The following is a 23,702-nucleotide window of genomic DNA, read 5'->3' on the forward strand; positions in this document are numbered from 1 at the left end:
GGATTACTCGAAGTGATCCTGCACCAGACGGCTTAGCGCGCGGACACCCCAGCCGGTTGCCCCTTTGGGCGCATAGGATGTTTCCGACGACACCGAGGCAACGCCTGCAATATCAAGGTGAATCCATGGCACGTCTTCTTTGACGAACCGCTGCAGGAACTGGGCCGCCGTAATCGAGCCCGCCGGACGACCGCCTACGTTCTTCATATCAGCAATGCGCGATTTCAGTTGCTTGTCGTAGGCGTCGCCCAAAGGCATGCGCCACGCACCCTCATCCTCGGCCTTGGCCGATTTCAGGAAGGCATCGCAGAACGTGTCATTGTTCGAAAAGACACCCGCGTTCTCATGCCCCAACCCGATGATGATCGCGCCAGTCAAGGTGGCCAGGTCGATCATGCCCACCGGTTTGAACCGTTCCTGCGTGTACCACATCACATCGCACAGAACCAAACGGCCCTCGGCGTCGGTGTTGATGATCTCTACCGTATCACCCTTCATTGACTTGACCACATCGCCGGGGCGCGTGGCGTTGCCTGACGGCATGTTCTCGACCAGACCGACAAGACCTACAACATTGGCCTTTGCCTTACGCTTGGCCAGCGCGCGCATGGTGCCCGCGACGACACCGGCGCCGCCCATATCCATGGTCATGTCTTCCATGCCACCGGCAGGCTTCAGCGAGATACCACCAGTATCGAACACCACACCCTTGCCGATCAGTGCCAGCGGCGCGTCATCCTTGTCGCCACCATTCCACTGCATCACCACAACCTTCGATGGGCTGTCCGAGCCCTGCCCGACGCTCAGCAGTGTGCGCATGCCGAGTTCAGCCAGCTTGTCCTCTTCCAGAACCTCGACCTCAAGACCCAGTTCTTTCATCTCGACCAGCCGGTCGGCGAATTCATTGGTGGTCAGAACGTTTGCTGGTTCGTTGGTCAGGTCGCGGGTCATCCGTACCCCGTCGGCCACGGCGTATTTCGGGGCAAAGGCTGCTTCGACCTCATCGGCTTTCTGATGGCTGATGATGACAGTACCTGTTTCTTCTGCTTCCTTGGTTTTGTGGGCGTCAAAGTCATAGCTGCGCAGCGCGATACCCATAGCCAAATCCTCGGCTCGTACTTGATTGCCAGCCATCACCAGCACATCCTTGCCGCCCGTAAGCTTGGCCAGGGCCGCACCGGCCTTGCGCGCCTCGACGGCATCGGGACGCCGGGGCAGGATCACGATATCCAGCGACTCGGCCGCCATGCCAGCGGGCCAAGCCATCGAGATCACGTCACCCGTCTTTACCTTTTCAAACCGAGGACTTTCCACCAGACGCGCCACCGCACCCCTGGTCAGACGGTTGGCCCGACGCACTGCAGGGCTCATCTTGCCATCCGTGGGGATGATCACCGCCACCCGGCCTTCGGCCTGCGCCATTGTATCCGTGTCAAAGGGCTGAAACCGGATCGGTACAAGACTGCTCATTGCGAACTCCTCAAAATCTGTTCCCCAAGACCTAGCCCGCGCTGCGCTGCTTGACCAGATAGCAGTTTTCCCCGCGCACCAATTGCATTACAGTCCCGAAAAAAATCCGGCAGGATCGGGGGAGAACGAATTGGCGAGACAGGGCAGGCATATGCCGTCGCGCATCCGCGCAGGCGAAAACGATTCTGGCCTTTTTTCCACCGGTTTCCCCTGTTGTCGGGCCAGGGTGGAGGCGCTGTCGTGATCCTCGACCGCTATTTTGCCCGCCGGTTCATGCAAAGCTTTCTGGTTATTGGCGGCATCTTTCTGACGCTGCTGATTCTGATTGACCTTGTCGAACAGTCCCGACGGTTCAACTCCGAAGGGTTATCTTTCGGAACCCTGCTGCACCTGACATTGCTGAATTCACCTGCTGCGATCAGCGAAATGCTGCCTCTGCTGGTCATTCTGGCCACTATCGCATTGTTCATAGGGCTGGCGCGCAATTCCGAACTTGTGGTGACGCGCGCCATCGGACGGTCCGGTATCCGGGCGCTGCTGGCTCCGGTCACGTTGGCACTCGTCATCGGCATGTTGGCGGTGGCTTTGCTGAACCCGATCACCGCCGCCACGTCCGAGGAATTCCGACGTCTGTCCGATACCTACAAGAACAAGGGCAGCTCGGCATTGTCTATCACCAGCGAAGGTCTGTGGCTGCGGCAAGGGTCGGCGAGTGGTCAATCGGTCATTCATGCCCGAGGTACGACAAACGCAGATGGGTTGGAATTGACCGGTGTGACGATCGTTACCTTTTCGCCGGACGGCAAGCCGACACAACAAATCAATGCTGGCCGGGCGCAACTGTCGAACGGTTCATGGATTCTGCGCAACGCAAAAGTCTGGTCCTTGGCGGATGACGTGAACCCTGAGGCCGAAGCCGAGACACACCGCCGCATAGAAATCCCCACCACGCTGACACGCCAGCGTATTCTAGACACTCTGGGTCAACAGGACTCGGTGTCGGTTTATGATCTGCCACAACTGATCCGCGACCTCCGCGAGGCCGGGTTTTCCACCAAACAATACGAGGTCTGGTTGCAGGTGCAGCTTGCGCGGCCCTTCTTTTTGGTGGCGATGGTGATGATCGGGGCAGCCTTTACCATGCGCCATGTTCGTTTTGGCGGCACCGGCGTTGCGGTTCTGTCCGCGGTGCTTTTGGGATTCTCAATCTACTTCGTGCGCAACTTTGCCCAAATACTCGGGGAAAACGGTCAATTGCCTATCTTCGTCGCGGCCTGGGCTCCGCCCCTTGCAGCCATTCTTTTGTCACTCGGCCTTCTGCTTCATGCGGAGGATGGCTGATGCGGCTTTTATCCAGTCTTTTGCTGTCCGGTGCTGTTGCTCTGGCGATGCCAACAGGTGCAGTATCCCAAACCCAACCCGCCACCGGCCCGGCCGGGAATGCGCAGCAAGAAGACCAACCTGCCCTGCTGGTGGCGGATGAAATCTTCATAACACCCGAACGAGTGTTGGTGGCCGAAGGCAATGTTGAGGCCTTTCAAGGTGACGTCAAAATTACTGCCGATCGGGTCACCTATAACCAAGATACCGGAGCGCTGACGCTGGAGGGACCGATCCGTATCGATCAGGGCGGTGATACGACGATCCTGGCGGATTCGGCAGAGCTGGATGATGGCATTCAGAACGGCCTGCTGATAGGCGCGCGAATGGTGTTTGAACAGCAGGTCCAGATCGCCTCGGTTCAGGCGACTCGTGCGGCAGGTAGGTATACACAGTTCAGTAAGGTCTCGGCCACCTCATGCCATGTCTGCACAAACGGCAAGCCGCCGATCTGGCAGATTCGCGCCCGCAAGGTCACACATGACCAGCTGGAACGGCAACTGTACTTTGAGGGCGCGCAGCTTCGGGTACTGGACGTGCCGGTTTTCTATTTCCCCTATTTGCGATTGCCGGATCCGACGTTGGATCGGGCGACCGGATTCTTGGTGCCGTCCATTCGGACCACATCGCAGCTGGGGACCGGCGTTCAGGTTCCGTATTTCATCAAGCTGGGGGACCACAGGGACCTGACACTGACGCCATATGTCTCGTCCAGAACAAACACTCTTGGGCTGCGCTACCGTCAGGCTTTCAAACGGGGCCGCATCCAGCTTGAAGGTGCTTATACACGCGATGATCTGCAACCGGGCGAGGATCGGGGATACCTGTTTGCCAATGGCTGGTTCAACCTCAACGATGGTTTCCGATTCACGTTCAACATCCGAACCACATCGGACGATTCCTATCTGACAGATTATGGCTTGCCCGATCTCGACCGGTTGCGCAGCGAAGTGGCGCTGGAACGGATCAAACGCGATACAGCGTTCCGTACCAGCTTCATCCACTATAAAACCCTGCGTGACAGCGAAGAGCAGGATGAAATCCCATCGCGAATCTTTGACCTCTACTATCAGAAACGCTTATTCCCCACCTCTGTGGGCGGCGAGGTACGGCTGGGATTTGTCACCCACGCGCATGAGCGTACCAGCGACGCGGACATCGTCGGACGCGATGTCGCGCGGGCTACTTTCGACGCGGAATGGCTGCGGAACTGGACCCTTGTGTCGGGCCTTCGGGCCGAAGCGCGTGTGGGTGCGTCAGTCGATGCGTTCAATATCCGCCACGACAGCGACTTTCCCGACAACGTCACCCGAACTACGCCGCGTGCTGCTCTGACACTGCGCTATCCGTTGCGCAGGCGCGAGTCGTCCGGCGCGACCCAGATTTTGGAGCCCATTGCCCAAATCGGTTGGACCCATGTCTCGGATGACGACGTGCCAAATGACGAAAGCACCTTTCAGGAGTTTGATCAGGGCAACTTATTGTCTTTGTCCCGCTTTCCGGCTCCGGACCGGCGCGAAGACGGGTTTACAGGTGTTGTCGGCTTGAACTGGTCCCGCTATGCAGCAGGCGGCTGGCGGGCCCTCGCCACGATTGGTCAAGTTTTCCGTTCTGACGCAGATCCCAATTTCAACCTGACTTCGGGCCTGCAGGGTACAACATCGGATCTGTTGTTGGCTGGCCAGATTCAAACCAACAATGGCTGGCGCCTGGCAGGGCGCGGCTTGTTGAACGGCGATTTCAGCTTTTCCAAAGCCGAACTGCGCGTCGGCTGGCAACAACCCAAGGTCGGCTTTACCGGCAGCTATGGCTGGCAGGAACCGGACCCGGCCGAAGGTGTCGACGACGAGATTTCCGAAGTGCGGTTGACGGGACGTTACCGCGTGGATCGGTACTGGAACACTCGGGCCACGGCGCGATATGACCTAAGCGAATCGGAACCGATCCGTTATGGGTTGGGCGTCACATATCAAAATGAATGCGTGCAAGTTAACATGAACGTCAGCAGGCGCTTTACCTCATCATCAAGTATTGAGCCTTCGACCGAATTCGGGTTTACCGTAGCCCTGACGGGTTACTCCGTGAATAGTGGCGGCCAACAGTACAAGAGAAGATGCAGTTGATTTCAGGTTTCACCAGTTTCCTCCGCTCCGGTTGGCTTAAACCGGTCGCCCCGGTTGTTATCGGAGCCGTACTGACTTTGACGGCGCCTCAAGCTGAGGCGCAAAGCCTGTTTTCGCCCGCGATCAAGGTCAATCAGGATATCATTACCTGGTACGAGCTGTCGCAGCGGCAGCAATTCCTGACCGCTCTGGGTGCTTCTGGCGCGTCCGAGGCCGAAGTGCGTGATGCACTGATCAATGAAAGGCTACGCCGCCAGGCCATGCGCGAGGCCGGAATTGAAGCTGCCCCCGAAGCCATTCAGGTCGGCATCGACGAATTTGCCGCGCGCGGGCAACTCTCGACTGAGCAATTCCTGCAATTGCTTGCAGATCAAGGTGTCGATCGCGAAACGGTGCGGGATTTCGTAGCTGATCAGGTTTCCTGGAACGATTATGTCAGCGCGCGCTTCCTGTCGCAGGCACGCCCGTCTGAAGATGAGATCAATCGCGCCCTGGGTCAGTCGGGGGGTGGTGGATTGCAGGTATTGCTGTCCGAAATCATTATCCCGGTGAACCAACAAACTTTGGCACAGGCCGAACTTCTGGGGCAAGAGATTGCCCAACTGCAGGGCTTTGATTCGTTTGCTGCCGCAGCCACGCAATATTCTGCGGCCGCCACACGCAACAATGGTGGTCGGCTAGATTGGCTGAACCTCACCAGCCTGCCTCCGGCGCTGCAACCGGTGATCCTAAGCCTGAAGAACGGCGACATTACTCAGCCGCTAACACTGCCTAACGCCATTGCGTTGTTCCAGATGCGCGGCTTGCGTGAGGTTTCGACCGGAACACCCAGCTATTCCACGATTGACTACGCGATCTACAACCTCGCCGGGGGCCGCAGTGCCGAAACTCTGGCAAGAGCGGCCAAACTCAGGGAAGAGATCGACACCTGCGACGACCTTTACGGTATCGCCCAGGACCAGCCACCCGAAGTTCTGCAGCGAATTCAGGCCAGCCCAAACGAGATTCCGCGCGACGTGGCACTGGAACTTGCGAAGCTGGACATCAACGAGGTGTCAACAACATTGACCCGCAACAATGGCCAGACGCTGATGTTCCTGATGCTCTGCACCCGGACCAGGGACCTGGGGGAAGAGACATCTCGCGTGGATGTTGCCAATGCGCTGACGCAACAACGCCTCGGGGCCTTTGCGAACAGTCTGGTGGCGCAATTGCGGGCCGAAGCCGACATCGTCGAACAATGACGCAGCCGATTGCGCTTAGCTGTGGTGATCCGGCCGGAATAGGCCCGGAAATCGCAGCCAAAGCGTGGTCTGAGCTGCGAGATAGCTGCCCGTTCTTCTATATCGGTGACGCAGCGCATCTGCCGCCTGAAATCCCTGTCGCGCGCATCTCTAACCCGACTGAGGCCGCAGAGACCAGCGCTTCGGCCCTGCCTATTCTTCAGCTGGACTTCCCTGCGATCAACGTTCCCGGACGGCCCGATCCAGTGAACGCACCCTCGGTTATCGCGGCTATCGAACGTGGTGTTTCATTGGTGCAGTCCGGCGCAGCTTCGGCGCTGTGCACCGCGCCGATACACAAGAAAGCCCTCATCGACGGGGCAGGTTTTTCTTACCCCGGCCATACCGAATTTCTGGCCGCTCTGGCAGGCCGGAGCCGCGTGGTCATGATGCTGGCCAGCGCACAATTGCGCGTGGTCCCGGCAACCATCCATATCGCACTGTCCGAGGTGCCCTCGGCCCTGACCCCGGACCTGCTGCGCGACACTATCGCGATCACCGCCGAAGGCTTGCGCAATCAATTCGGGATTGCGCATCCCCGCATTGCCATCGCTGGCCTCAACCCGCATGCAGGTGAAGGCGGTAAGATGGGGCACGAAGAACTAGACTGGATCGCCCCCCTGATCGGCGACCTGCCAAGTGAAAGCTATACGGTCACGGGCCCGTATCCGGCGGATACGATGTTTCATGCCACGGCCCGTGCCCGTTATGACGCGGCGATTGCGATGTATCACGATCAGGCGCTGATCCCGATCAAAACGCTGGATTTCGATCGTGGCGTGAACGTGACGCTGGGCCTGCCATTCATCCGCACCTCACCGGATCACGGCACCGCACTGGATATCGCAGGTCAGGGTATCGCCACCCCCACCAGCATGATCGAGGCGCTGAAACTGGCCCAACGCATGGCACAAAGCGCTTGACCCTTCGGTTGACTGAAAATACCTCATCTTCGGCGCAACTCGCGTCACGGTAACTGGATCATGAGCGCAATCGACAACCTTCCCCCTCTGCGAGAGGTCATCGCGGCACATCAGCTGTCGGCCCGCAAATCTCTGGGTCAGAACTTTTTGCTGGATCTGAACCTGACGGCCAAGATCGCCCGTCAGGCCGGAGATCTTTCGGACTGTGATGTGCTGGAAATCGGCCCCGGTCCCGGCGGTCTGACCCGCGGGCTGTTGTCTGAGGGCGCGCGCAAGGTCGTGGCCGTAGAAAAAGACACCCGTTGCATCGCCGCCCTGAACGATATCGCCACCGCTTATCCCGGTCGGCTTGAAGTGATCAACGGCGACGCGCTGGAAATCGACCCGCTGGCACATCTAACCCCGCCGATCCGTATTGCGGCCAACCTACCCTATAACGTCGGTACTGAACTGCTGGTCCGCTGGTTGACCCCACCTGAATGGCCTCCCTTCTGGCAAAGCCTGACACTGATGTTCCAGCGCGAAGTGGCCGACCGCATCGTTGCCCAACCTGGCAGCAAAGCCTATGGCCGCCTCGCCATCCTGGCCCAATGGCGGGCCGAAGCGCGCATTGCCATGTCGCTGCCGCCCGGTGCGTTTACGCCGCCACCCAAAGTCTCAAGCGCGGTCGTCCATCTGACGGCCATGCCCGAACCGCGCTATCCCGCCGACCCCGCCACCCTGTCACGTGTCGTCGCAGCCGCCTTTAACCAGCGCCGGAAAATGCTGCGCGCGTCGCTAAAAGGCGTCGCCCCGGATATCGAAGATCGCCTGCTGGCAGCAGGCATTCAGCCCACCGAACGTGCTGAACAAGTCCCGCTTGAGGCGTTCTGCGCCTTGGCGCGCGAAGTCAAAAAAGGTTGAGAGACAATAAAAAAGCCCCGGACCATCCCGGGGCTTTTACAGTTTCAACGCCTGGAATTATTCTGCCGCTTCGGGCGCATCCCCATCCGTTTTGGGGGCATCCTCGGCCGGTGCAGCCTTGGGCTTGCGTGCGCGTGGACGACGCGCGGGCTTTTCTTTCTTTTCTGGCTTTTCAGAGGCGTCAGCTGCCTGTGCGGCATCCTTGCTTTCCGGGGTTTCGACCAGACCGGATTCAGGTGCAGACGCTTCGGCTCCGAAATCCATCACGTCAGGCTGCGGTGTCTCGGCCGGATCAGCCTGACGCGCAGCTTCACGTTCCTGGCGTTCGGCACGTTCACGATCACGCTCGGCCTGACGCTCGCGGTTCTGACGCTCCTGCTCTTCGCGGCGGGCTTCCATTTCGCGCTGCGCTTCGCTGAGCAGACGCAGATAATGCTCGGCGTGCTGTTGAAAGTTTTCAGCGGCCACACGGTCGTTCGCCAGCTGGGCATCACGCGCCAACTGATTGTATTTATCAATGATCTGCTGGGGCGTACCGCGCACCTTGCCTTCGGGGCCCGAGCTGTCAAAAACCCGGTTAACAACGTTGCCGCCAGAAGGGCGATTGCGGTTATTTTTGGCCCGCGAGCGGGATTTGGAAGATCTCATCGTACTTTACGTCAGCCTTGTATTTCGGTGTCGATCAAGTCGCGTCCTGCACTGCTCAAAGGCGTTAGCCGTCACGCGATGTCGACTTTTTTGGGCTTGGCGTCAGGGGCCCGCTGAAACAGCGTCAACCTCTCCGACTATCTCTGAGTAAGCATGTCCAGCGCCTACAGACAAGAGGTTTGTCCAAAAAATCGCAGGTTTTTTACATTGATCGGCGCATTTCAGCCTCACCTGATGTCTAATTTACGGCATTCTGGCGACAACAACGCGATCACGGCCATCCAAATCGGGGATGACCCGCGCGTCAATCAATCCAGCCGCCTGAAACAAAGCTGCGACGCTTTGGCCCTGCTTCGGCCCAATCTCAACCAGAATACGCCCACCGGGCATCAGGAAATCCGGTACTGAAGCTGCGATATGGCGGTATGCGCCAAGCCCGTCCCCTTCATCCGTCAGCGCCATGCGCGGTTCGTGCTCGCGCACTTCGGGCGACAGATCCTGCATTTCGGCCAGCGAAATATAAGGAGGATTCGAAACGATCAGGTCGAACATGCCCTCAATATTTTCAAACCAGTCCGAGCGTACAATCTCGACCCTGCCCTGCATCTGATGCTGCACGGCATTCGCGCTGGCTTGCAAACAGGCGGCTTCGCTCAGATCAGCACCGAGGCCCGAGGCACTCGTGCGCTCGGCCAGCAGGGTGATCAGGATACAGCCCGAGCCTGTGCCCAGATCCAGAACATGATCGAACGGTTCACTTAACGCTGCCTCAACCAGTGTCTCGGTTTCGGGCCGAGGATCCAGCACATCCCGGCTGACACGGAACCGGCGGCCATAAAACTCGCGCTCGCCCAGCAAATGCGATACCGGCACACGAATGGCCCGCAATGAGATCAGTTGATCATAGCGTTCGGCAATCTCGGGCGACAATTCCTCAGGCGCGATCAAAGTGACCCGGCTTGCCTCGATCCGGGCAGCATGGGCCAGCAGAACCCGCGCATCGCGTGCCGGGTCGTCCACCCCTGCAGCGCGCAGCCGTGCGGTGGCGGCAACCATGGCCTGGGCGGCTGTCAACGCAGCAATCATTGCGCCATCTCGGCCAAAAGCCGGGCCTGATCGTCGGCGGTCAACGCGTCGATCACTTCATCCAGATCGCCCTGCATCACCTGGTCCAGTTTATAGAGCGTCAAGTTGATGCGGTGATCCGTCATTCGGCCCTGCGGAAAGTTATACGTCCTGATCCGTTCCGACCTGTCGCCTGACCCCACCTGACTGGCGCGATCCGCCGACCGTTCACTGTCGATCCGCTGACGCTCCAGATCATAGAGGCGCGTTTTCAGCACCTGCATCGCAATTTCACGGTTACGGTGCTGCGATTTTTCGGAGCTTGTTACCACCAAACCCGAGGGAAGGTGCGTGATCCGCACCGCCGAGTCGGTGGTGTTCACGTGCTGACCACCTGCGCCCGAGCTTCGCATCGTATCTATGCGAATGTCATTGGCGTCGATCTGAATATCCACGTCCTCAGCCTCGGGCAGAACCGCCACAGTCGCCGCCGAGGTATGAATCCTGCCACCGCTTTCGGTTTCGGGCACCCGCTGCACCCGGTGAACACCGGATTCGTATTTCATGCGTGCAAAAACATTGTCGCCCTTGATATGGGCCACAACCTCTTTGATACCGCCAAGGTCCGAGGCCTGTTCTTCAATGATCTCAAACTGCCAACCGCGGGCTTCGGCATAGCGTTGATACATGCGCAGCAAATCACCGGCGAACAACGCGGCCTCATCCCCACCCGTTCCGGGGCGGATTTCCAGCATCGCTGGACGCGCGTCGGCCTTATCCCGCGGCAACAGCGCCAGTTGCAAGGCTTGTTCGGCCTGTGGGATGCGGACCTGCAGGTCGGGAATTTCCTCTTCGGCCAGCTCCTTCATGTCGGGATCGGTCAGCATCGTTTCAGCCTCGGCCAGATCGGCGACCAGCTGGCGCCACGCCATGATCTGATCGACCACCGGCTTCAGATCCGAATACTCCTTGGCCAAAGCCGCAATATCTCCTCCCGAGGCGCCATCTGCCATGGCCGCTTCGAGATACTGGAATCGCTGGGTTAACTGTTCAAGGCGTTCTTCGGGGATCATCCGCGCGGTGTCTCTTAATCCGGCGCTTTGGTCAAGGGCCGTCCCTGTGCTAAGCTGACGCTATGACACGTTTGGCACTTGTTATTTTGGTGTGCGCAGCCCCGGCCATGGCTGATGTGGTCGGTCCCGGAGGCAAGGTACAAGACTGCTATTGTACCGACAAATCCGGCACGCGCATCGAGTTGGGTGAGATGATCTGCCTGCAGGTCGATGGCCGCATGTTCACGGCACAATGCCAGATGTCCCTGAACGTCCCCATGTGGCGCGAAGTGCAAGAGGGTTGTTTGTCGTCAGAACTGCAACCTAGTCAACCACCCATCAACCCTGTTTCGATTTACCCCGAAATCTCGCCGACCAAATCTTAATCGTCCATTGATGCGCAGAATTTCTCCATCCTGCTGAATCGTTGTGTAATCTGGGAAACCAAAAGCCTTGCTGCGCGTTATGTAAGTGACCATCCCCTCTCGCACGGATCCCGCCAACACGTAGGTTCGGGGGGTATCTGTCACGATTTCATGCAGACGCTCAAAACTGTCCGGTTCGCCTTCGATCACCCGAAACACGCCGCCTGGCATATCCCTATCTGTATCTCCAACCGGGGCGACGTGCCAACGATTTGGGTCTGATGGGGCTAAGCGAATGGCAGCCATGACGATCAGGCAAGCAACCAATCCCCATAAGAACATTCTTTTCATCCCGATCCCGTCGCTTTGCAAAACAATATTCGGATCGCTGGTCGTGGCAAGGCACCCCACCCCCTACCGTGACGTCACGCCGGGTAGGATGCACAACATCTCAAACAACAGGTTCGCCGCTGTCAGCGCGGTGTTTCCAGTGGGGTCATAGGGCGGGGACACCTCAACCAGATCACACCCCACTACATTCATGCCCGCCAGCGCGTGGATTAGTTGCAAGGCCTGGGGCGTGGTCAGCCCCGCAATCTCGGGCGTGCCGGTGCCAGGGGCGATGGAGGGGTCCAGGCTGTCGATATCGTACGAGATGTAAACCGGGTGCTCGCCGATCTCTTTGCGAATCTGGGCACCGGTCACGGTCAAGTTCTGCTGCCACAGCTCCCATGCTGGGAATTGGCGAAAGCCCCAGCCCTTTGCTTCGGTGAAATCCGACGCAGCATAGCCAGAACCGCGAATGCCGATCTGAAAGGTTTTATCAGGAACAATAAGCCCCTCTTCGTAAGCGCGGCGAAAGACGGTGCCGTGGGTCTCCTTTTCGCCAAACATCTCATCATTCACGTCCGCATGGGCGTCGACATGGACCAGCGCTACCGGCCCATGCTTGGCCGCAATTGCGCGCAGGATGGGCAACGTGATCGAATGATCACCCCCCATCGCAGCCGGCGTCGCGCCCTGCGCCAGAATAGCGTCATAGCTTTCCTTGATGATTTTCAGACTGTCGGCCAACGAGAATGTATTGATCGCAAGATCGCCGATATCCGCGATTTGCAGACTGTCGAACGGGGCCGCAAACGTGGCCATGTTATAGGGCCGGATCATCGCACTTTCGCTGCGGATCTGCTTGGGTCCGAACCGCGTGCCCGACCGCCACGAAGTGCCGATGTCCATCGGAATCCCCAGCACCGCCACGTCCAACCCGGCAAGCGAATCCACCTGCGGCAGGCGCATAAACGTATTCGGCCCCGAAAAACGCGCCAGATCATTGCCGCTGATGGGTTGGTTAAACTCTGTCATTCCCGTCATTCTCCCGTCCGGTCTTTTGGTTAACCTGATACCGGAAAGGTGGCTAACCAATGATTAAGGCTGCAACTTATTCCACCCCAACAGACAAACAATCTGCGTCGCCACATGCGCCCCGGCAATCGCCGTTGCACCGGACGTGTCATAAGGCGGAGAGACCTCGACCACGTCGCCGCCCTTGATGTTGATCCCGGCAATGTCGCGCAAAATGATCTGCGCCTGGATCGAGCTGAGCCCACCCCAAACAGGCGTGCCGGTGCCTGGGGCAAAGGCCGGGTCCAATCCGTCAATGTCAAAGCTCAGATAGACGGGGCTGTCGCCGAGAATACCCTTGATCTTCTGCGCCACGGCGGCAGGGCCGGATTCATGAACCTCACGCGCGTCGATGATGTTGACGCCCAGCGTGTCCTCATTCGTGGTGCGAATGCCGACCTGAACCGAGCGTTTCGGGTCCACGATCCCTGATTTCACCGCCTTGTAGAACATCGTGCCGTGATCCACTCGGGACATGTCGTCATCCGCCCAGGTGTCTGTATGAGCATCGAATTGCAGCAACGACATCGGCCCGTATTTCTCGGCATAGGCTTTCAGAATCGGAAAGCTGATATAGTGATCCCCGCCCAACGAAACCGAGGCCACGTCGGCCGCCAGAATAGTACGAATGTGATCCGTCAGCGTATCGGGAAACGCCGGGATATTGGCGTAGTCATAGGCCACATCTCCGTAATCTACGATCGCCAATTCGCTGAGTGCATCGAAGGGCCAGCCATATGGTGCATCCGGCGATTGCAGCGCGCTGGCCTCGCGGATCGCTCGGGGACCAAGGCGCGTGCCCGGGCGGTTGGTCACCGCCTGATCGAAGGGCACACCGGTGACGGCGATATCCACACCCTTCAGCTCTTTGGTATAGAGCCGCCGTAGGAACGAAGTTGCGCCGCCAAACGTGTTTTCGAAGGATAACCCTTTGAGGTCCGGATTGGTGAATGCCTCATCCACCTGATTTCTTGCGTCTTCCAGTGCCATGTCTTCCCCCCATTAGCCCAAAGGCTGCGCCTTTTCGACAATCCGTGCAAAGAACGAGGCGCCAACCGGCGCGATCTCGTCGTTAAAGTTATATTTGGGGTGGTGTAGGCCCGCGCCCTCACCCTGCCCAAGGAACAGATAGGCGCCGGGACGTGCCTGTAACATATAGGAAAAATCCTCGGCCCCCATCTCACGCCCAGCATTGGCGGTTACCCGGTCTGCGCCGGAAATATCACGCGCGACGTCGGCTGCGAACCCGGCCTTTTCGACGTCGTTGATCGTGGCGGGATAACTCTTTTCATAGTCCAGCCGCGCTGTGACCCCGTACGAGGTCGCCTGCCCCTGCACGATCTGTTCCATCCGCTCCATCACCATCTTCTGCACAGCGGGATCAAAAGTGCGCACCGTACCGTTGATGAAGGCCGTATCGGGGATCACGTTGTTCACCGTTCCCGTATGGATTTGCGTTACCGAGACGACCAGATCGTCCAGCGCATAGTGATTGCGGCTGACAATGGTCTGGATCGCCTGCGCGATGCCGCAGGCTGCCATCACTGGATCGCGCGTTTCGTGCGGCATGGCACCGTGGCCTCCGACACCCTGAATGTGTACCTCGAACGTGTCCACTGCTGCCATAATCGGCCCCGGCGTGGTATAGAACGACCCTTCGACAAATCCGGGCGCGTTGTGCAGCGCATAGACCTGAGAGATGTTGAACCGATCCATGATCCCCTCTTCGACCATGACACCGGCCCCACCGCCCTCTTCTTCGGCGGGTTGAAAGATCAACGCCACGCGGCCGCGGAAATTCCGTGTCTCTGATAGATAGCGTGCCGCGCCCAACAGCATCGTGGTGTGTCCGTCATGACCGCAGGCGTGCATCATGCCGGGTTTCTTGGACGCGTAAGACACGCCCGTTTCCTCGGGGATTGGCAATGCGTCCATATCGGCGCGCAAGCCGATGGTCGGCCCCTCACCCTGCCCATTGATGATTGCCACTATGCCCGTCTTGGCAATGCCCTCATGCAGCTCATCCACGCCGAACTCGCGCAGTCGGTCGGCAACGAAAGCAGATGTTTCGTGACATTCGAACTCAAGCTCGGGGATCGAATGCAGGTGTTGACGCCATGCGGCCATGTCGGCAGAGAAATCGGCAATTCGGTTGACGACGGGCATCTGGGGTGGACTCCTGATCCTGACTGCGGAATGGATGCATCTGACACCGGAACGAAAGGGTTCGCAATGGCCGAAAATCCTCTGATCCACGACAGCGAAGCGGGTATCGAGCGTTTGCTGGAAATTATGCGCCGCCTGCGCGACCCGGATTCAGGCTGCCCGTGGGATATCGAACAGGATTTCGCCACCATCGCGCCCTACACGATCGAAGAGGCCTATGAGGTCGCGGACACCATCGAACGCAACGCCTATGACGAGTTGAAGGGCGAGTTGGGTGACCTGCTGTTCCAGTCCGTCTTCCACGCGCAAATGGCTGAAGAGGCTGGCCATTTCACCTTTCAGGATGTGGTCCGCACCATGTCGGACAAGATGGTCGACCGCCATCCGCATGTGTTCGGCGACGAATCCCGGGACAAGTCTGCCGAACAACAAACGGTGGACTGGGAAACGATCAAGGCAGCCGAGCGTGCCGGCAAGGAACAGAAAGGCGCTTTGGACGGCGTGGCCGCGAACCTGCCTGCCCTGCTGCGTGCGCATAAGCTGCAAAAACGCGCCGCCCGTGTGGGGTTCGACTGGCCCGATGCCAGCCATGTGCTTGCAAAGATCACCGAAGAGGCCGCCGAACTGGAAGAGGCCCGCAACAGCAAGGACGAGGATGCGCTAGAGGATGAATTCGGCGATCTACTCTTTGTGATGGTCAATCTAGGCCGTCATCTGGGTATCGAACCCGAGGCCGCCCTGCGCCGCACCAATGCCAAGTTCACCCGTCGTTTTGAGCAGGTCGAGGCACGCCTGGCCGCGCGTGGCAAAACTCCGTCGCAAAGTGATCTGGCCGAGATGGATGCCCTTTGGGACGAAGTGAAGATTGAGGAACATCGCGCCAATGGCAAACTCCCGCCTGTGGACGCTGCGACCGACGCCTGAAACCGCTGGACAAGTGCAGTGACACTTGCGAGTGTCCGCGCTTCAAGACCCCGGAGGCAAATCATGGCACCGCGCAAGATCATCATCGACACTGATCCCGGTCAGGACGACGCCGTCGCCATCCTGCTGGCGCTGGCCAGCCCCGAAGAGATCGACGTGCTGGGCATCACTGCTGTCGCTGGGAACGTGCCGCTGGAGCTGACCGCCAAGAACGCGCGGATCGTTTGTGAGCTGGCCGGGCATACGCATATCCCTGTCTATGCTGGCTGCGACCGTCCGCTGAGTCGCGCCTTGGTGACTGCAGAGCATGTGCACGGCAAGACCGGTCTGGACGGACCCGTACTGCCAGATCCCGAAATGCCTTTGGCTGATGGGCACGCAGTAGATTTCATCATCGACACCCTGCGCGCGCAGGAACCGGGGACGGTGACACTGTGCCCGCTGGGGCCGTTGACCAATATCGCCACGGCCTTTCAGAAAGCGCCTGATATCGTCGACCGGGTGCAGGAAATCGTGCTGATGGGTGGTGCATATTTTCAGGTGGGGAACATTACCCCTACCGCCGAATTCAACATTTACGTTGATCCGGAAGCGGCTGAAATCGTTTTTAAATCCGGCGTTCACATCGTAGTGATGCCGCTGGACGTCACCCACGACGCGCTAGTCACGAAACACCGCAATGAGGCATTCCGCGCGCTTGATTCAAAAGTCGGGCACGCGGTTGCGGAAATGACGGATTTCTTTGAACGCTTTGACATGGAAAAATACGGCTCGGAAGGCGCCCCACTGCACGACCCTTGTGTGACCGCATATCTGATCCGGCCCGAACTGTTCTCTGGCCGCCACATCAACGTACAGATCGAAACGCAATCCGACCTGACTCTTGGGATGACCGTCGCCGACTGGTGGCGCGTGACGGATCATCTACCTAATGCCATGTTCATGGGGGAAATCGACGCCGATGGATTCTTTGACCTGCTAACAGAAAGGCTGGCCCGCCTATGAGCGCCGCGCTGAAACTCGCCCGTCCCGAAGATCTGGACCGCCTGATGGCGCTGGTCACAGCCTTTCACGCCGAAGCCGGAATTGAACAAGATGCGGACCAACGTCGCGATGCATTGGCCCCACTGCTTGAGGGCATCCCTCACGGATGTGTCTATCTGATAGGCCCCGGTCGCGCGCCGCTGGGCTATATCGTGCTGACCTTTGGCTGGTCGGTCGAATTCGGCGGCATGGACGGCTTTGTCGACGAGATTTACATCCGCCCTGCCGTTCGTGGCCGCGGTATCGCCACTGAAGTCCTGCTGGACCTGCCCAAAGCCCTTGCCGGGGCAGGTTTAACCGCGCTGCACCTTGAGGTCGACCGGGCGCATGAAGCCACGCAAAGGCTGTATCTGCGTACCGGTTTCAAACCACGAGACCGCTATGTGCTGATGAGCAAGCCGCTTTAGCGCGCCTCAACCCCCATATCGAAACCAGGAATGTCCATATCCATCACCGGATCCGTGGACGACGCCTGCATCCCCGATACCGGATAAGTCCCCGGCCCCGAGCAGGCCGCCAAAAATACAGTGCTGATCACTGAAACTACGAGAAGGAATTTCGAACCAGTCATGGTGTACCCCCTTTTCTGTAATGCAGACACAATAAGTCAGCTCAAATTGAGACAAATAGGAAAAAGTTCACACATAACGTGAATTATGCTGAAATAATTTAAAGGTTATGCTTTTTCCATGCGTTAACAACAGGAAAGCGGCGCAAAATAATTTGGCTAAAAGGTCTTACTTATCCGTTCCGCTACAATTTCATCTCGAAAAACAGCAGATGACCGTCGGCGATTTCCGGAATCTCGGCATATGCGTCCCGCAGAACGAACCCCATTGAGAGGTAAAGTCGGGTCGCTGTCTGCAAGGGTTTGCCAGTGTCCATGCGGATCAGGTCAAACCCCTGTTCGCGGCATTGCTGGATCAAAGACAGCATGATGGCACGACCTGCCCCCGTACCGCGGGCGCTGTCCCGGACGAATACGCGCTTGATCTCGGCCACGCCCGGCTCGATCGTGTGGAACATGCCGCACCCGACGGGTTGATCGCCCTTCAGCGCCAGACACGCGCCACCCTTCGGCGGGCTGTGTTCTGCCTCGATGGCCTCCATCACGCGGGCATATTTGTCCTGCGAGTAGATGGTTTGAACAATACGTTGCGACTTTTCATCCAGCGACAGCAAGAAATCACGATATTCCCAACACAAACGCCGGACCGCATCAAAGTGGTTCGGCGTTCTGGGTTCTATGATGCTAAGCAATCGCTGATCCTCAGGTAGGTTTGAGGATCAGAATAACACTCAGCGCTTTAGGATCGAAGCCCCGGCATATTCGGCAACCTCGCCCAGAGATTCTTCGATGCGAATCAACTGGTTGTACTTAGCCAACCGGTCCGAGCGCGCCAGTGAGCCGGTTTTGATTTGACCGCAATTTGTCGCTACGGCCAGATCAGCGATGGTGGCGTCCTCGGTCTCGCCCGAACGGTGCGACATCACGTTGGTGTAACCCGCACGGTGGGCCATATCGACGGCGCGCAGGGTTTCGGTCAGCGATCCGATCTGGTTTACCTTGACCAGCATCGAGTTGGCGCAGCCGCGCTCGATCCCCTCGGCCAGACGATCAGGATTGGTCACGAAGAGGTCGTCGCCCACCAGCTGAACCTTGTCGCCGATGGCATCGGTCAGGGCTTTCCAGCCATCCCAATCATCCTCGGACATGCCGTCCTCGATCGAGATGATCGGATAGTCGTTCACCAGCGTCGCCAGATACTCGGCGTTTTCTTCCGAGGTCAGTGAGATCTTTTCGCCCGACAGCACGTATTTCCCATCGCGGTAATATTCAGTGGCGGCGCAATCCAGCGCTAAGTGGATTTCCTCACCCGGTTTGTAGCCTGCTTTTTCAACGGCTTGCAGGATGAAATCCAGTGCTTCGCGAGTGGATGCGATGTTGGGGGCAAAGCCGCCCTCGTCGCCCACGCCGGTGGCCAAACCGGCAGCCGACAGCTCGCGTTTGAGGGTATGGAAAACCTCGGATCCCATGCGCACGGCTTCGCGGATATTCGCGGCCGAGGTAGGCATGATCATGAATTCCTGAATATCGATCGGATTGTCCGCGTGCTCACCACCATTGATGATGTTCATCATCGGCACCGGAAGAACACGGGCCGAAGTGCCACCGACATAGCGATAGAGCGGCTGTGTGGTGAAATCCGCCGCTGCCTTGGCAGTTGCCAGCGAGACACCCAGAATTGCGTTAGCTCCCAGACGGCCCTTGTTCTCAGTCCCGTCCAGTTCGATCATCGCACCGTCAATGGCGACCTGTTCGGTCGCGTCAAAGCCGACCAGTTCCTCGGCGATCTCACCGTTCACGGCTGCGACGGCCTCAAGCACGCCCTTGCCCAGATAACGCGATTTGTCGCCGTCCCGCTTTTCCACCGCCTCATACGCGCCGGTCGACGCGCCCGAGGGTACGGCGGCGCGGCCCATGGTGCCGTCTTCCAAAATCACGTCGACCTCAACGGTTGGGTTGCCCCGGCTGTCCAGAATTTCGCGTGCGTGGATGTCGATGATGGTGCTCATAAGGCCCGTTCCTGTGGCTGCAATCAGTTGCACGCCTCATACCATCACCGGGCAAAAAGTAAACCGGCCATGTTATCGCTAACACGTATATTCCTGGCCGTTTAGGGCTAACATCTTCCTGTTTGCGCCAACGTGCGACGATCCGTCAGGCCGCAACCGCCAGTTCGCGGGCCAAGCGGCGTTCACGAATAAAGGTGTACATGCCCGACCCCATAATCAGAGTGGCCCCTGCCAGCGTCATCAGATCCGGGCGTTCACCGAACATCAGCATCCCGGCCGCGATTGAGAATATCAACCGCGTATAGCGGAACGGTGTCAGGGCCGAAGCCTCACCTATCCGCATGGCGATGACGATGCCGTAGTAACCCAGAAAGCCAAAGCCCACGGCACCTAGATAGGGGCCAATCTGCCACGTGTGCAACGAAACAACAGGTTGCGCCGTAAACACCATCAGTGCCACACCGGAGATCGCCACCGCGAAATAAGCCTGTAGCGCCACAACAGACGAAGCGACACGGCTGTCCAGCTTTCGTGTGATCAAGTCACGCGCAGCGATGGCGATTACGGTTGCAACCACAAACAATGACTCGGGTTGGAACCCCTCGAACCCAGGCCGAATGATCATCAAAACACCGATGAAGCCTAAACCGATCGCGCTCCACCGCCGCCAGCCAACGGTTTCGCCTAGAAACAGTGCAGCACCCATGGTGACGGCAAGAGGCATCGCCTGAAACACCGCAGCCACGGTGGAAAGTTCCACCAGTGACAGCGCGGTCACGAATGTCATAGCGCCCACCATTTCGGTCCCGGCGCGCGCCAAGGGCAAGGGCTTCCACGCCAAGGGATCAAAAATGCGCTTGCGCGTTACAAGCGCCAAAAGCGCGAACAGAAAGCCGCAAACCAATCCAAGAACAACCATGATCTGGCCGGTCGGCACGGTCACTGACAGAAGCTTTATGAACATATCCTCAAGCGCAAAGGCCGCCATCGCGCCGACGACCAGAAAAATGCCGTGTACGTTATTCATGACCGTGTCCGTTGAAACCTGCGGCCCCAATGCCGCTTTTCTCAGCAAAATCGCAAGAAGCGCGTTCAGGCAAGCATTATCCGCCCGGAAAGCATGAATTCCCGTGCGCCTGACGTTCGCGTTTTGTGATGGGTCAGTCTTGTTCCAGCGGCACGCCGTACAGTTCCAGACGATGGCCTTTCAGCTTATACCCAAGCTTTGCCGCGATCTTTTCCTGCAGTACTTCGATCTCGGGGTCGACGAATTCGATCACCTTGCCCGATTGCATATCGATCAAGTGATCATGATGATCACGCTCGGCGTCCTCATACCGCGCGCGCCCGTCGCCAAATTCCAGACGGTCAAGAATCCCCGCCTCTTCGAACAGTTTGACGGTGCGGTAGACCGTGGCGATAGAGATGCCCGAATCCACTTCTGAGGCACGGGCATAAAGCTCTTCTACATCCGGATGATCGGCGCTTTGTTGCAGCACCTGCGCGATTGTGCGGCGCTGGCCGGTCATGCGCAGACCTTTTGCTTCGCAACGGGCGATGATCGTGTCGGACATAAGTGAACCTCAGAATAGTTCGGGATTCCGTCTTAGTACGTCTGCGCGGATCACGCCACAGGGGATTTGCACCCTAGGCTACCCGTCGCAAGTCGGCCCAGATCGGCAAATGGTCGGATGCAATATGTGCAGGCCGTGCGTCGTGCACACCGTGGACAACCGCCTCGAGCCCGGCGCCCAGCGCGATTCGGTCCAGCGCCCCTAACGGCTGCGCGGCCGGAAAGCTGGGAACTGGGGCAAGAAAGCTCATGTCCGGGGCCAGATGATCCAACACCGGCTGGCGCGACCATTCGTTGAAATCCCCAGCCCAGACGGTAGGCATCTTGTCCAGATCATCGTCAAAGCGGCGGATATGCGTGATCTGCTGCCGACGAGATGCGGGCAACAGGCCCAGATGCATTCCCATCACGCGCAGCGGCCCGATATGAGTGTCGAATTCCACTCGCACAGCCCCCCGAGGCTCCAGCCCCGGCAGGTCGTGGTGCCCGGTCTGCCGTACCCGGATCGCGTCCCCGCGCCAGATCACAGCGTTTCCATGCCACCCCAGACTGCCCGCCCCGCCCAGATCGACGATCTGCCAGCCCGCCTCATCCAGCATGAAATGCGGCAAGGCAGCCGGGCGTGGAGGCAGGCGTTTGTCGGCCTCTTGCAACACCACGATATCGGCCTGCATGCCGTCGATGACCTGCATGATACGCTGCGGCTGCCGCCGGAAATCCAGGCCCACGCATTTCTGAATGTTGTAGCTGGCGATGCGCAGGGTTGAGAGTTGGTTCATGAGCATTCCGTGATTGGCATCAATCGTTCCTTTTCAACCCAGTCACTACTGGAACTGCGTGATCATCAGGTTGGCAGGCTCACCCCCTTCGGCGGACGAGGCATGACCCGTTCCCGTGACATCTTCCGCCCAAAACAAGTCACCCGTTTTGAAATCACGTATTTCACCCGTACCGGCCTGAACACGAAACGTGCCGGACAGAACTGTCGCAAGCTGGGGTTTGGGGGATCGGTGCTGAACCCCTTTCCAACCCGCGGGCAAACACAGGAACGCAATACGCGCGGCATCGACCTCTTTGGAAACCAGAAACGGTGCGGCTGGTGGGGCAAAGGTCTTGAGTTCAAAATCGACCTCGCGATCTTCGAAGTAAGACACGCCGTCCGCGTCTTCCAACAAAATAGAGTAGCGCATTGTATGCTCCCTAAAACAAAACCGAATTTATCTGCAGTTCCCCCGATGCGCCCATTATGCAGCATTATGTGTTGATGGTAAGTCGCATGATATTGTGTTCTGAAGAATACCCCGTCGATTGCTCAAAAGAGCAGCGTTCAGTTCTATGCTAATTCCTAAGTCCCGCAGAATGTCGCGTGGACCACTTCGTTCTCGGTTGGCGGGTGCGTCAAGTCGGTTGCGTCGGGTTGATCCTCATACGAACGGGCAAGCACCGCGTTCAGACGATGAAACGGGGCGTAATCCCCCTGAACAGCGGCCTGTATCATCTGTTCGACCCGGTGGTTGCGTGGGATGAAGGCCGGGTTGGCAGTGCTCATCACCGTCTGGGGGTCTTTTTCACGGTCCAGTCGCGCCTGCCAGCCACCGGCCCATTCGTCATAGGCCTCGGGGTTCAGGAAGTGATCGCGGGCCTTTTCATTGCCCAGCGCCCGGAACGTATTGGTGAAATCGGCACTGTTATGCGCCATCCGGGTCAGCAGGTCGGTGATCAGCGCCTCATCTTCTTTGTCCTCGGTGGCCAAACCAATCTTGGCACGGAAGCGGTTCAGCCATTCCCGCTGTATCAACCCGGGCATTGCGTGCACAATCTCGGTGGCTTCTTCCACGGCTTTCTCTGGGTCCTCAACCTGTTGGATTAACGAGGTCGCCAATTGCGCCAGATTCCACACCGCGATGTCCGGCTGGTTGGAATAGGCATATCGTCCCATCCGGTCGATCGAACTGTAGACCGTGTTCGGATGATAGCTGTCCATGAAGGCACAGGGCCCATAGTCGATGGTCTCTCCGGCAATCGAAAAATTGTCGGTGTTCATGACCCCATGGATAAATCCAACGCTCATCCATTGCGCAATCAGCTGCGCCTGCGCATCCCGTACCGCACGTAACAGGCCCATTGGCCCCTCGGCCTGCGGATAGTGTCGGGCGATGGCGTATTCGGTGAGCTGTTTCAGGTTTTCGACCTGCCGCCTTGCGGCAAACACCTGAAATGTGCCCACGCGCAGATGGCTTTGCGCCACACGGGTCAATACTGCGCCCGGCATTGGGCCTTCACGCAAGACAACCTCTCCGGTCTCAACTGCGGCCAGCGCACGGGTCGTTGGGATGCCCAGCGCGTGCATCGCCTCGGACACCACAAATTCACGCAACACCGGGCCCAGCCAAGCGCGGCCATCGCCCTGACGGCTGAACGGTGTCTGCCCTGAGCCCTTTAGCTGAATATCCCGCCGAACGCCGTCGGTTCCGACCGTCTCACCCAGCAATACAGCACGCCCATCGCCAAGCTGCGGGTTGTAAGTGCCAAACTGGTGTCCGGAATAAAGCTGTGCGATTGGCTCAGCCCCATCAGGTAGTGAATTCCCGGCGAAAGCTTCGGCCATCTCCTGCACATCACCCGGAGATATCCCCAGCACTTGGGCCAGATCATCGTTGAACGCAATCAGACGTGGCGCGCGCACCGGAACTGGTGCCTGCCGGGCGAAAAACGTGTTGGGCAGACGGGCGTAGCTGTTGTCAAACGGGATATTCAGGGTCATGCCGCAAACATATGGCGGAAACGCGTAAATACCATAGCCGA

The 23,702-nt window shown here is 58.5% G+C and carries 25 protein-coding genes; 9 read left to right on the forward strand and 16 right to left on the reverse strand.

Features of this window, described 5'->3' with window-relative positions:
* Positions 1-3 precede the first annotated feature (3 nt).
* Positions 4-1,470, reverse strand: coding sequence for a leucyl aminopeptidase (locus tag RUE5091_RS03370; protein WP_058280486.1), 1,467 nt, complete (start codon positions 1,468-1,470; stop codon positions 4-6).
* Positions 1,471-1,710: 240 nt separating this feature from the next.
* Between RUE5091_RS03370 and lptG the strand changes: the two genes are divergently transcribed.
* From lptG to rsmA, 5 genes are read left to right on the forward strand one after another with little or no spacing between them, the layout of a single operon-like run.
* Positions 1,711-2,811, forward strand: coding sequence for an LPS export ABC transporter permease LptG (gene lptG, locus RUE5091_RS03375; protein ID WP_058280487.1), 1,101 nt, complete (start codon positions 1,711-1,713; stop codon positions 2,809-2,811).
* Positions 2,811-4,973 (forward strand): LPS-assembly protein LptD, encoded by a 2,163-nt coding sequence (locus RUE5091_RS03380; RefSeq protein ID WP_058280488.1) that lies wholly within the window; start codon positions 2,811-2,813, stop codon positions 4,971-4,973. The genes lptG and RUE5091_RS03380 overlap by 1 nt, the downstream gene beginning before the upstream one ends.
* On the forward strand, positions 4,964-6,217 hold the full coding sequence (locus RUE5091_RS03385; protein WP_082643535.1) for a peptidylprolyl isomerase: 1,254 nt from the start codon (positions 4,964-4,966) through the stop codon (positions 6,215-6,217). The genes RUE5091_RS03380 and RUE5091_RS03385 overlap by 10 nt, the downstream gene beginning before the upstream one ends.
* Entirely contained in the window at positions 6,214-7,179 is a 966-nt protein-coding gene (pdxA, locus tag RUE5091_RS03390; RefSeq protein WP_058280489.1) for a 4-hydroxythreonine-4-phosphate dehydrogenase PdxA, read from the forward strand. The genes RUE5091_RS03385 and pdxA overlap by 4 nt, the downstream gene beginning before the upstream one ends.
* 60 nt (positions 7,180-7,239) lie before the next feature.
* On the forward strand, positions 7,240-8,082 hold the full coding sequence (gene rsmA / locus RUE5091_RS03395) for a 16S rRNA (adenine(1518)-N(6)/adenine(1519)-N(6))-dimethyltransferase RsmA (RefSeq protein WP_058280490.1): 843 nt from the start codon (positions 7,240-7,242) through the stop codon (positions 8,080-8,082).
* Between the two features lie 57 nt (positions 8,083-8,139).
* Here rsmA and RUE5091_RS03400 read toward each other — a convergent pair whose 3' ends face one another.
* The 3 genes from RUE5091_RS03400 to prfA all read right to left on the reverse strand — a co-directional run bounded on the left by RUE5091_RS03400 (position 8,140) and on the right by prfA (position 10,868).
* Positions 8,140-8,730 carry a DUF4167 domain-containing protein gene (locus tag RUE5091_RS03400; RefSeq protein ID WP_058280491.1) on the reverse strand — a complete coding sequence of 197 codons (591 nt, stop codon included), beginning with the start codon at positions 8,728-8,730 and terminating at the stop codon, positions 8,140-8,142.
* Between the two features lie 243 nt (positions 8,731-8,973).
* Positions 8,974-9,816, reverse strand: coding sequence for a peptide chain release factor N(5)-glutamine methyltransferase (prmC, locus tag RUE5091_RS03405; RefSeq protein ID WP_058280492.1), 843 nt, complete (start codon positions 9,814-9,816; stop codon positions 8,974-8,976).
* Positions 9,813-10,868 carry a peptide chain release factor 1 gene (gene prfA / locus RUE5091_RS03410; RefSeq protein WP_058280493.1) on the reverse strand — a complete coding sequence of 352 codons (1,056 nt, stop codon included), beginning with the start codon at positions 10,866-10,868 and terminating at the stop codon, positions 9,813-9,815. The genes prmC and prfA overlap by 4 nt, the downstream gene beginning before the upstream one ends.
* 62 nt (positions 10,869-10,930) lie before the next feature.
* Here prfA and RUE5091_RS03415 point away from each other — a divergent pair, with 62 nt between their 5' ends.
* On the forward strand, positions 10,931-11,233 hold the full coding sequence (locus RUE5091_RS03415; RefSeq protein ID WP_058280494.1) for a hypothetical protein: 303 nt from the start codon (positions 10,931-10,933) through the stop codon (positions 11,231-11,233).
* Here the strand turns inward: RUE5091_RS03415 and RUE5091_RS22505 are convergent.
* The 4 genes from RUE5091_RS22505 to RUE5091_RS03430 form a co-directional block, all read right to left on the reverse strand.
* Positions 11,159-11,563, reverse strand: a complete 405-nt coding sequence (locus RUE5091_RS22505; RefSeq protein WP_082643536.1) for a DUF1499 domain-containing protein — start codon at positions 11,561-11,563, stop codon at positions 11,159-11,161. The genes RUE5091_RS03415 and RUE5091_RS22505 overlap by 75 nt on opposite strands.
* A gap of 63 nt (positions 11,564-11,626) precedes the next feature.
* A complete protein-coding gene (gene speB, locus RUE5091_RS03420; RefSeq protein WP_058280741.1) occupies positions 11,627-12,574 on the reverse strand; it encodes an agmatinase in 948 nt (315 codons plus the stop codon).
* A gap of 63 nt (positions 12,575-12,637) precedes the next feature.
* On the reverse strand, positions 12,638-13,603 hold the full coding sequence (speB, locus tag RUE5091_RS03425; protein ID WP_058280495.1) for an agmatinase: 966 nt from the start codon (positions 13,601-13,603) through the stop codon (positions 12,638-12,640).
* A gap of 12 nt (positions 13,604-13,615) precedes the next feature.
* Entirely contained in the window at positions 13,616-14,779 is a 1,164-nt protein-coding gene (locus tag RUE5091_RS03430) for a M20 aminoacylase family protein (protein WP_058280496.1), read from the reverse strand.
* Positions 14,780-14,845: 66 nt separating this feature from the next.
* Here RUE5091_RS03430 and mazG point away from each other — a divergent pair, with 66 nt between their 5' ends.
* From mazG to RUE5091_RS03445, 3 genes are all read left to right on the forward strand, one after another.
* Positions 14,846-15,703 carry a nucleoside triphosphate pyrophosphohydrolase gene (gene mazG, locus RUE5091_RS03435; RefSeq protein WP_058280742.1) on the forward strand — a complete coding sequence of 286 codons (858 nt, stop codon included), beginning with the start codon at positions 14,846-14,848 and terminating at the stop codon, positions 15,701-15,703.
* 63 nt (positions 15,704-15,766) lie between these two features.
* On the forward strand, positions 15,767-16,708 hold the full coding sequence (locus tag RUE5091_RS03440) for a nucleoside hydrolase (protein WP_058280497.1): 942 nt from the start codon (positions 15,767-15,769) through the stop codon (positions 16,706-16,708).
* A complete protein-coding gene (locus RUE5091_RS03445; RefSeq protein WP_058280498.1) occupies positions 16,705-17,154 on the forward strand; it encodes a GNAT family N-acetyltransferase in 450 nt (149 codons plus the stop codon). The genes RUE5091_RS03440 and RUE5091_RS03445 overlap by 4 nt, the downstream gene beginning before the upstream one ends.
* On the opposite strand, the gene RUE5091_RS23215 is transcribed toward RUE5091_RS03445, so the two are convergent.
* From RUE5091_RS23215 to RUE5091_RS03480, 8 genes are all read right to left on the reverse strand, one after another.
* Positions 17,151-17,318, reverse strand: coding sequence for a hypothetical protein (locus tag RUE5091_RS23215; RefSeq protein ID WP_165590747.1), 168 nt, complete (start codon positions 17,316-17,318; stop codon positions 17,151-17,153). The two genes, RUE5091_RS03445 and RUE5091_RS23215, sit on opposite strands and share 4 nt — an antisense overlap.
* Positions 17,319-17,500: 182 nt before the next feature.
* Positions 17,501-18,007 carry a GNAT family N-acetyltransferase gene (locus RUE5091_RS03450; protein ID WP_058280499.1) on the reverse strand — a complete coding sequence of 169 codons (507 nt, stop codon included), beginning with the start codon at positions 18,005-18,007 and terminating at the stop codon, positions 17,501-17,503.
* A 39-nt stretch (positions 18,008-18,046) separates the two neighbouring features.
* Positions 18,047-19,324: a phosphopyruvate hydratase gene (gene eno / locus RUE5091_RS03455; protein WP_058280500.1), complete on the reverse strand. Its 1,278-nt coding sequence runs from the start codon at positions 19,322-19,324 to the stop codon at positions 18,047-18,049.
* Positions 19,325-19,469: 145 nt separating this feature from the next.
* Entirely contained in the window at positions 19,470-20,351 is an 882-nt protein-coding gene (locus RUE5091_RS03460) for a DMT family transporter (RefSeq protein WP_058280501.1), read from the reverse strand.
* A 133-nt stretch (positions 20,352-20,484) separates the two neighbouring features.
* Positions 20,485-20,898 (reverse strand): Fur family transcriptional regulator, encoded by a 414-nt coding sequence (locus RUE5091_RS03465; protein ID WP_058280502.1) that lies wholly within the window; start codon positions 20,896-20,898, stop codon positions 20,485-20,487.
* Positions 20,899-20,971: 73 nt separating this feature from the next.
* Positions 20,972-21,682, reverse strand: coding sequence for an endonuclease/exonuclease/phosphatase family protein (locus RUE5091_RS03470; RefSeq protein ID WP_082643537.1), 711 nt, complete (start codon positions 21,680-21,682; stop codon positions 20,972-20,974).
* 39 nt (positions 21,683-21,721) lie between these two features.
* Positions 21,722-22,087 (reverse strand): cupin domain-containing protein, encoded by a 366-nt coding sequence (locus RUE5091_RS03475; RefSeq protein ID WP_058280504.1) that lies wholly within the window; start codon positions 22,085-22,087, stop codon positions 21,722-21,724.
* 155 nt (positions 22,088-22,242) lie between these two features.
* A complete protein-coding gene (locus RUE5091_RS03480) occupies positions 22,243-23,661 on the reverse strand; it encodes a protein adenylyltransferase SelO (protein ID WP_058280505.1) in 1,419 nt (472 codons plus the stop codon).
* Between the last annotated feature and the right edge of the window lie 41 nt (positions 23,662-23,702).

The organism is Ruegeria denitrificans (genome assembly GCF_001458295.1).
GTDB lineage: Bacteria > Pseudomonadota > Alphaproteobacteria > Rhodobacterales > Rhodobacteraceae > Ruegeria > Ruegeria denitrificans.

Excerpts from the sequence above, each read along its gene's own strand:
- rsmA (WP_058280490.1), top strand. The coding sequence starts at position 7,240 with ATGAGCGCAATCGACAACCTTCCCCCTCTGCGAGAGGTCATCGCGGCA.
- RUE5091_RS03480 (WP_058280505.1), bottom strand. The coding sequence starts at position 23,661 with ATGACCCTGAATATCCCGTTTGACAACAGCTACGCCCGTCTGCCCAAC.
- RUE5091_RS23215 (WP_165590747.1), bottom strand. The coding sequence starts at position 17,318 with ATGACTGGTTCGAAATTCCTTCTCGTAGTTTCAGTGATCAGCACTGTA.
- eno (WP_058280500.1), bottom strand. The coding sequence starts at position 19,324 with ATGAGCACCATCATCGACATCCACGCACGCGAAATTCTGGACAGCCGG.
- RUE5091_RS03385 (WP_082643535.1), top strand. The coding sequence starts at position 4,964 with ATGCAGTTGATTTCAGGTTTCACCAGTTTCCTCCGCTCCGGTTGGCTT.
- RUE5091_RS22505 (WP_082643536.1), bottom strand. The coding sequence starts at position 11,563 with ATGAAAAGAATGTTCTTATGGGGATTGGTTGCTTGCCTGATCGTCATG.
- RUE5091_RS03460 (WP_058280501.1), bottom strand. The coding sequence starts at position 20,351 with ATGAATAACGTACACGGCATTTTTCTGGTCGTCGGCGCGATGGCGGCC.
- RUE5091_RS03415 (WP_058280494.1), top strand. The coding sequence starts at position 10,931 with ATGACACGTTTGGCACTTGTTATTTTGGTGTGCGCAGCCCCGGCCATG.
- RUE5091_RS03470 (WP_082643537.1), bottom strand. The coding sequence starts at position 21,682 with ATGCTCATGAACCAACTCTCAACCCTGCGCATCGCCAGCTACAACATT.
- RUE5091_RS03475 (WP_058280504.1), bottom strand. The coding sequence starts at position 22,087 with ATGCGCTACTCTATTTTGTTGGAAGACGCGGACGGCGTGTCTTACTTC.
- RUE5091_RS03400 (WP_058280491.1), bottom strand. The coding sequence starts at position 8,730 with ATGAGATCTTCCAAATCCCGCTCGCGGGCCAAAAATAACCGCAATCGC.
- speB (WP_058280741.1), bottom strand. The coding sequence starts at position 12,574 with ATGACAGAGTTTAACCAACCCATCAGCGGCAATGATCTGGCGCGTTTT.
- mazG (WP_058280742.1), top strand. The coding sequence starts at position 14,846 with ATGGCCGAAAATCCTCTGATCCACGACAGCGAAGCGGGTATCGAGCGT.
- RUE5091_RS03430 (WP_058280496.1), bottom strand. The coding sequence starts at position 14,779 with ATGCCCGTCGTCAACCGAATTGCCGATTTCTCTGCCGACATGGCCGCA.
- prfA (WP_058280493.1), bottom strand. The coding sequence starts at position 10,868 with ATGATCCCCGAAGAACGCCTTGAACAGTTAACCCAGCGATTCCAGTAT.
- speB (WP_058280495.1), bottom strand. The coding sequence starts at position 13,603 with ATGGCACTGGAAGACGCAAGAAATCAGGTGGATGAGGCATTCACCAAT.
- prmC (WP_058280492.1), bottom strand. The coding sequence starts at position 9,816 with ATGATTGCTGCGTTGACAGCCGCCCAGGCCATGGTTGCCGCCACCGCA.
- RUE5091_RS03440 (WP_058280497.1), top strand. The coding sequence starts at position 15,767 with ATGGCACCGCGCAAGATCATCATCGACACTGATCCCGGTCAGGACGAC.
- RUE5091_RS03445 (WP_058280498.1), top strand. The coding sequence starts at position 16,705 with ATGAGCGCCGCGCTGAAACTCGCCCGTCCCGAAGATCTGGACCGCCTG.
- RUE5091_RS03380 (WP_058280488.1), top strand. The coding sequence starts at position 2,811 with ATGCGGCTTTTATCCAGTCTTTTGCTGTCCGGTGCTGTTGCTCTGGCG.
- RUE5091_RS03370 (WP_058280486.1), bottom strand. The coding sequence starts at position 1,470 with ATGAGCAGTCTTGTACCGATCCGGTTTCAGCCCTTTGACACGGATACA.
- RUE5091_RS03465 (WP_058280502.1), bottom strand. The coding sequence starts at position 20,898 with ATGTCCGACACGATCATCGCCCGTTGCGAAGCAAAAGGTCTGCGCATG.
- pdxA (WP_058280489.1), top strand. The coding sequence starts at position 6,214 with ATGACGCAGCCGATTGCGCTTAGCTGTGGTGATCCGGCCGGAATAGGC.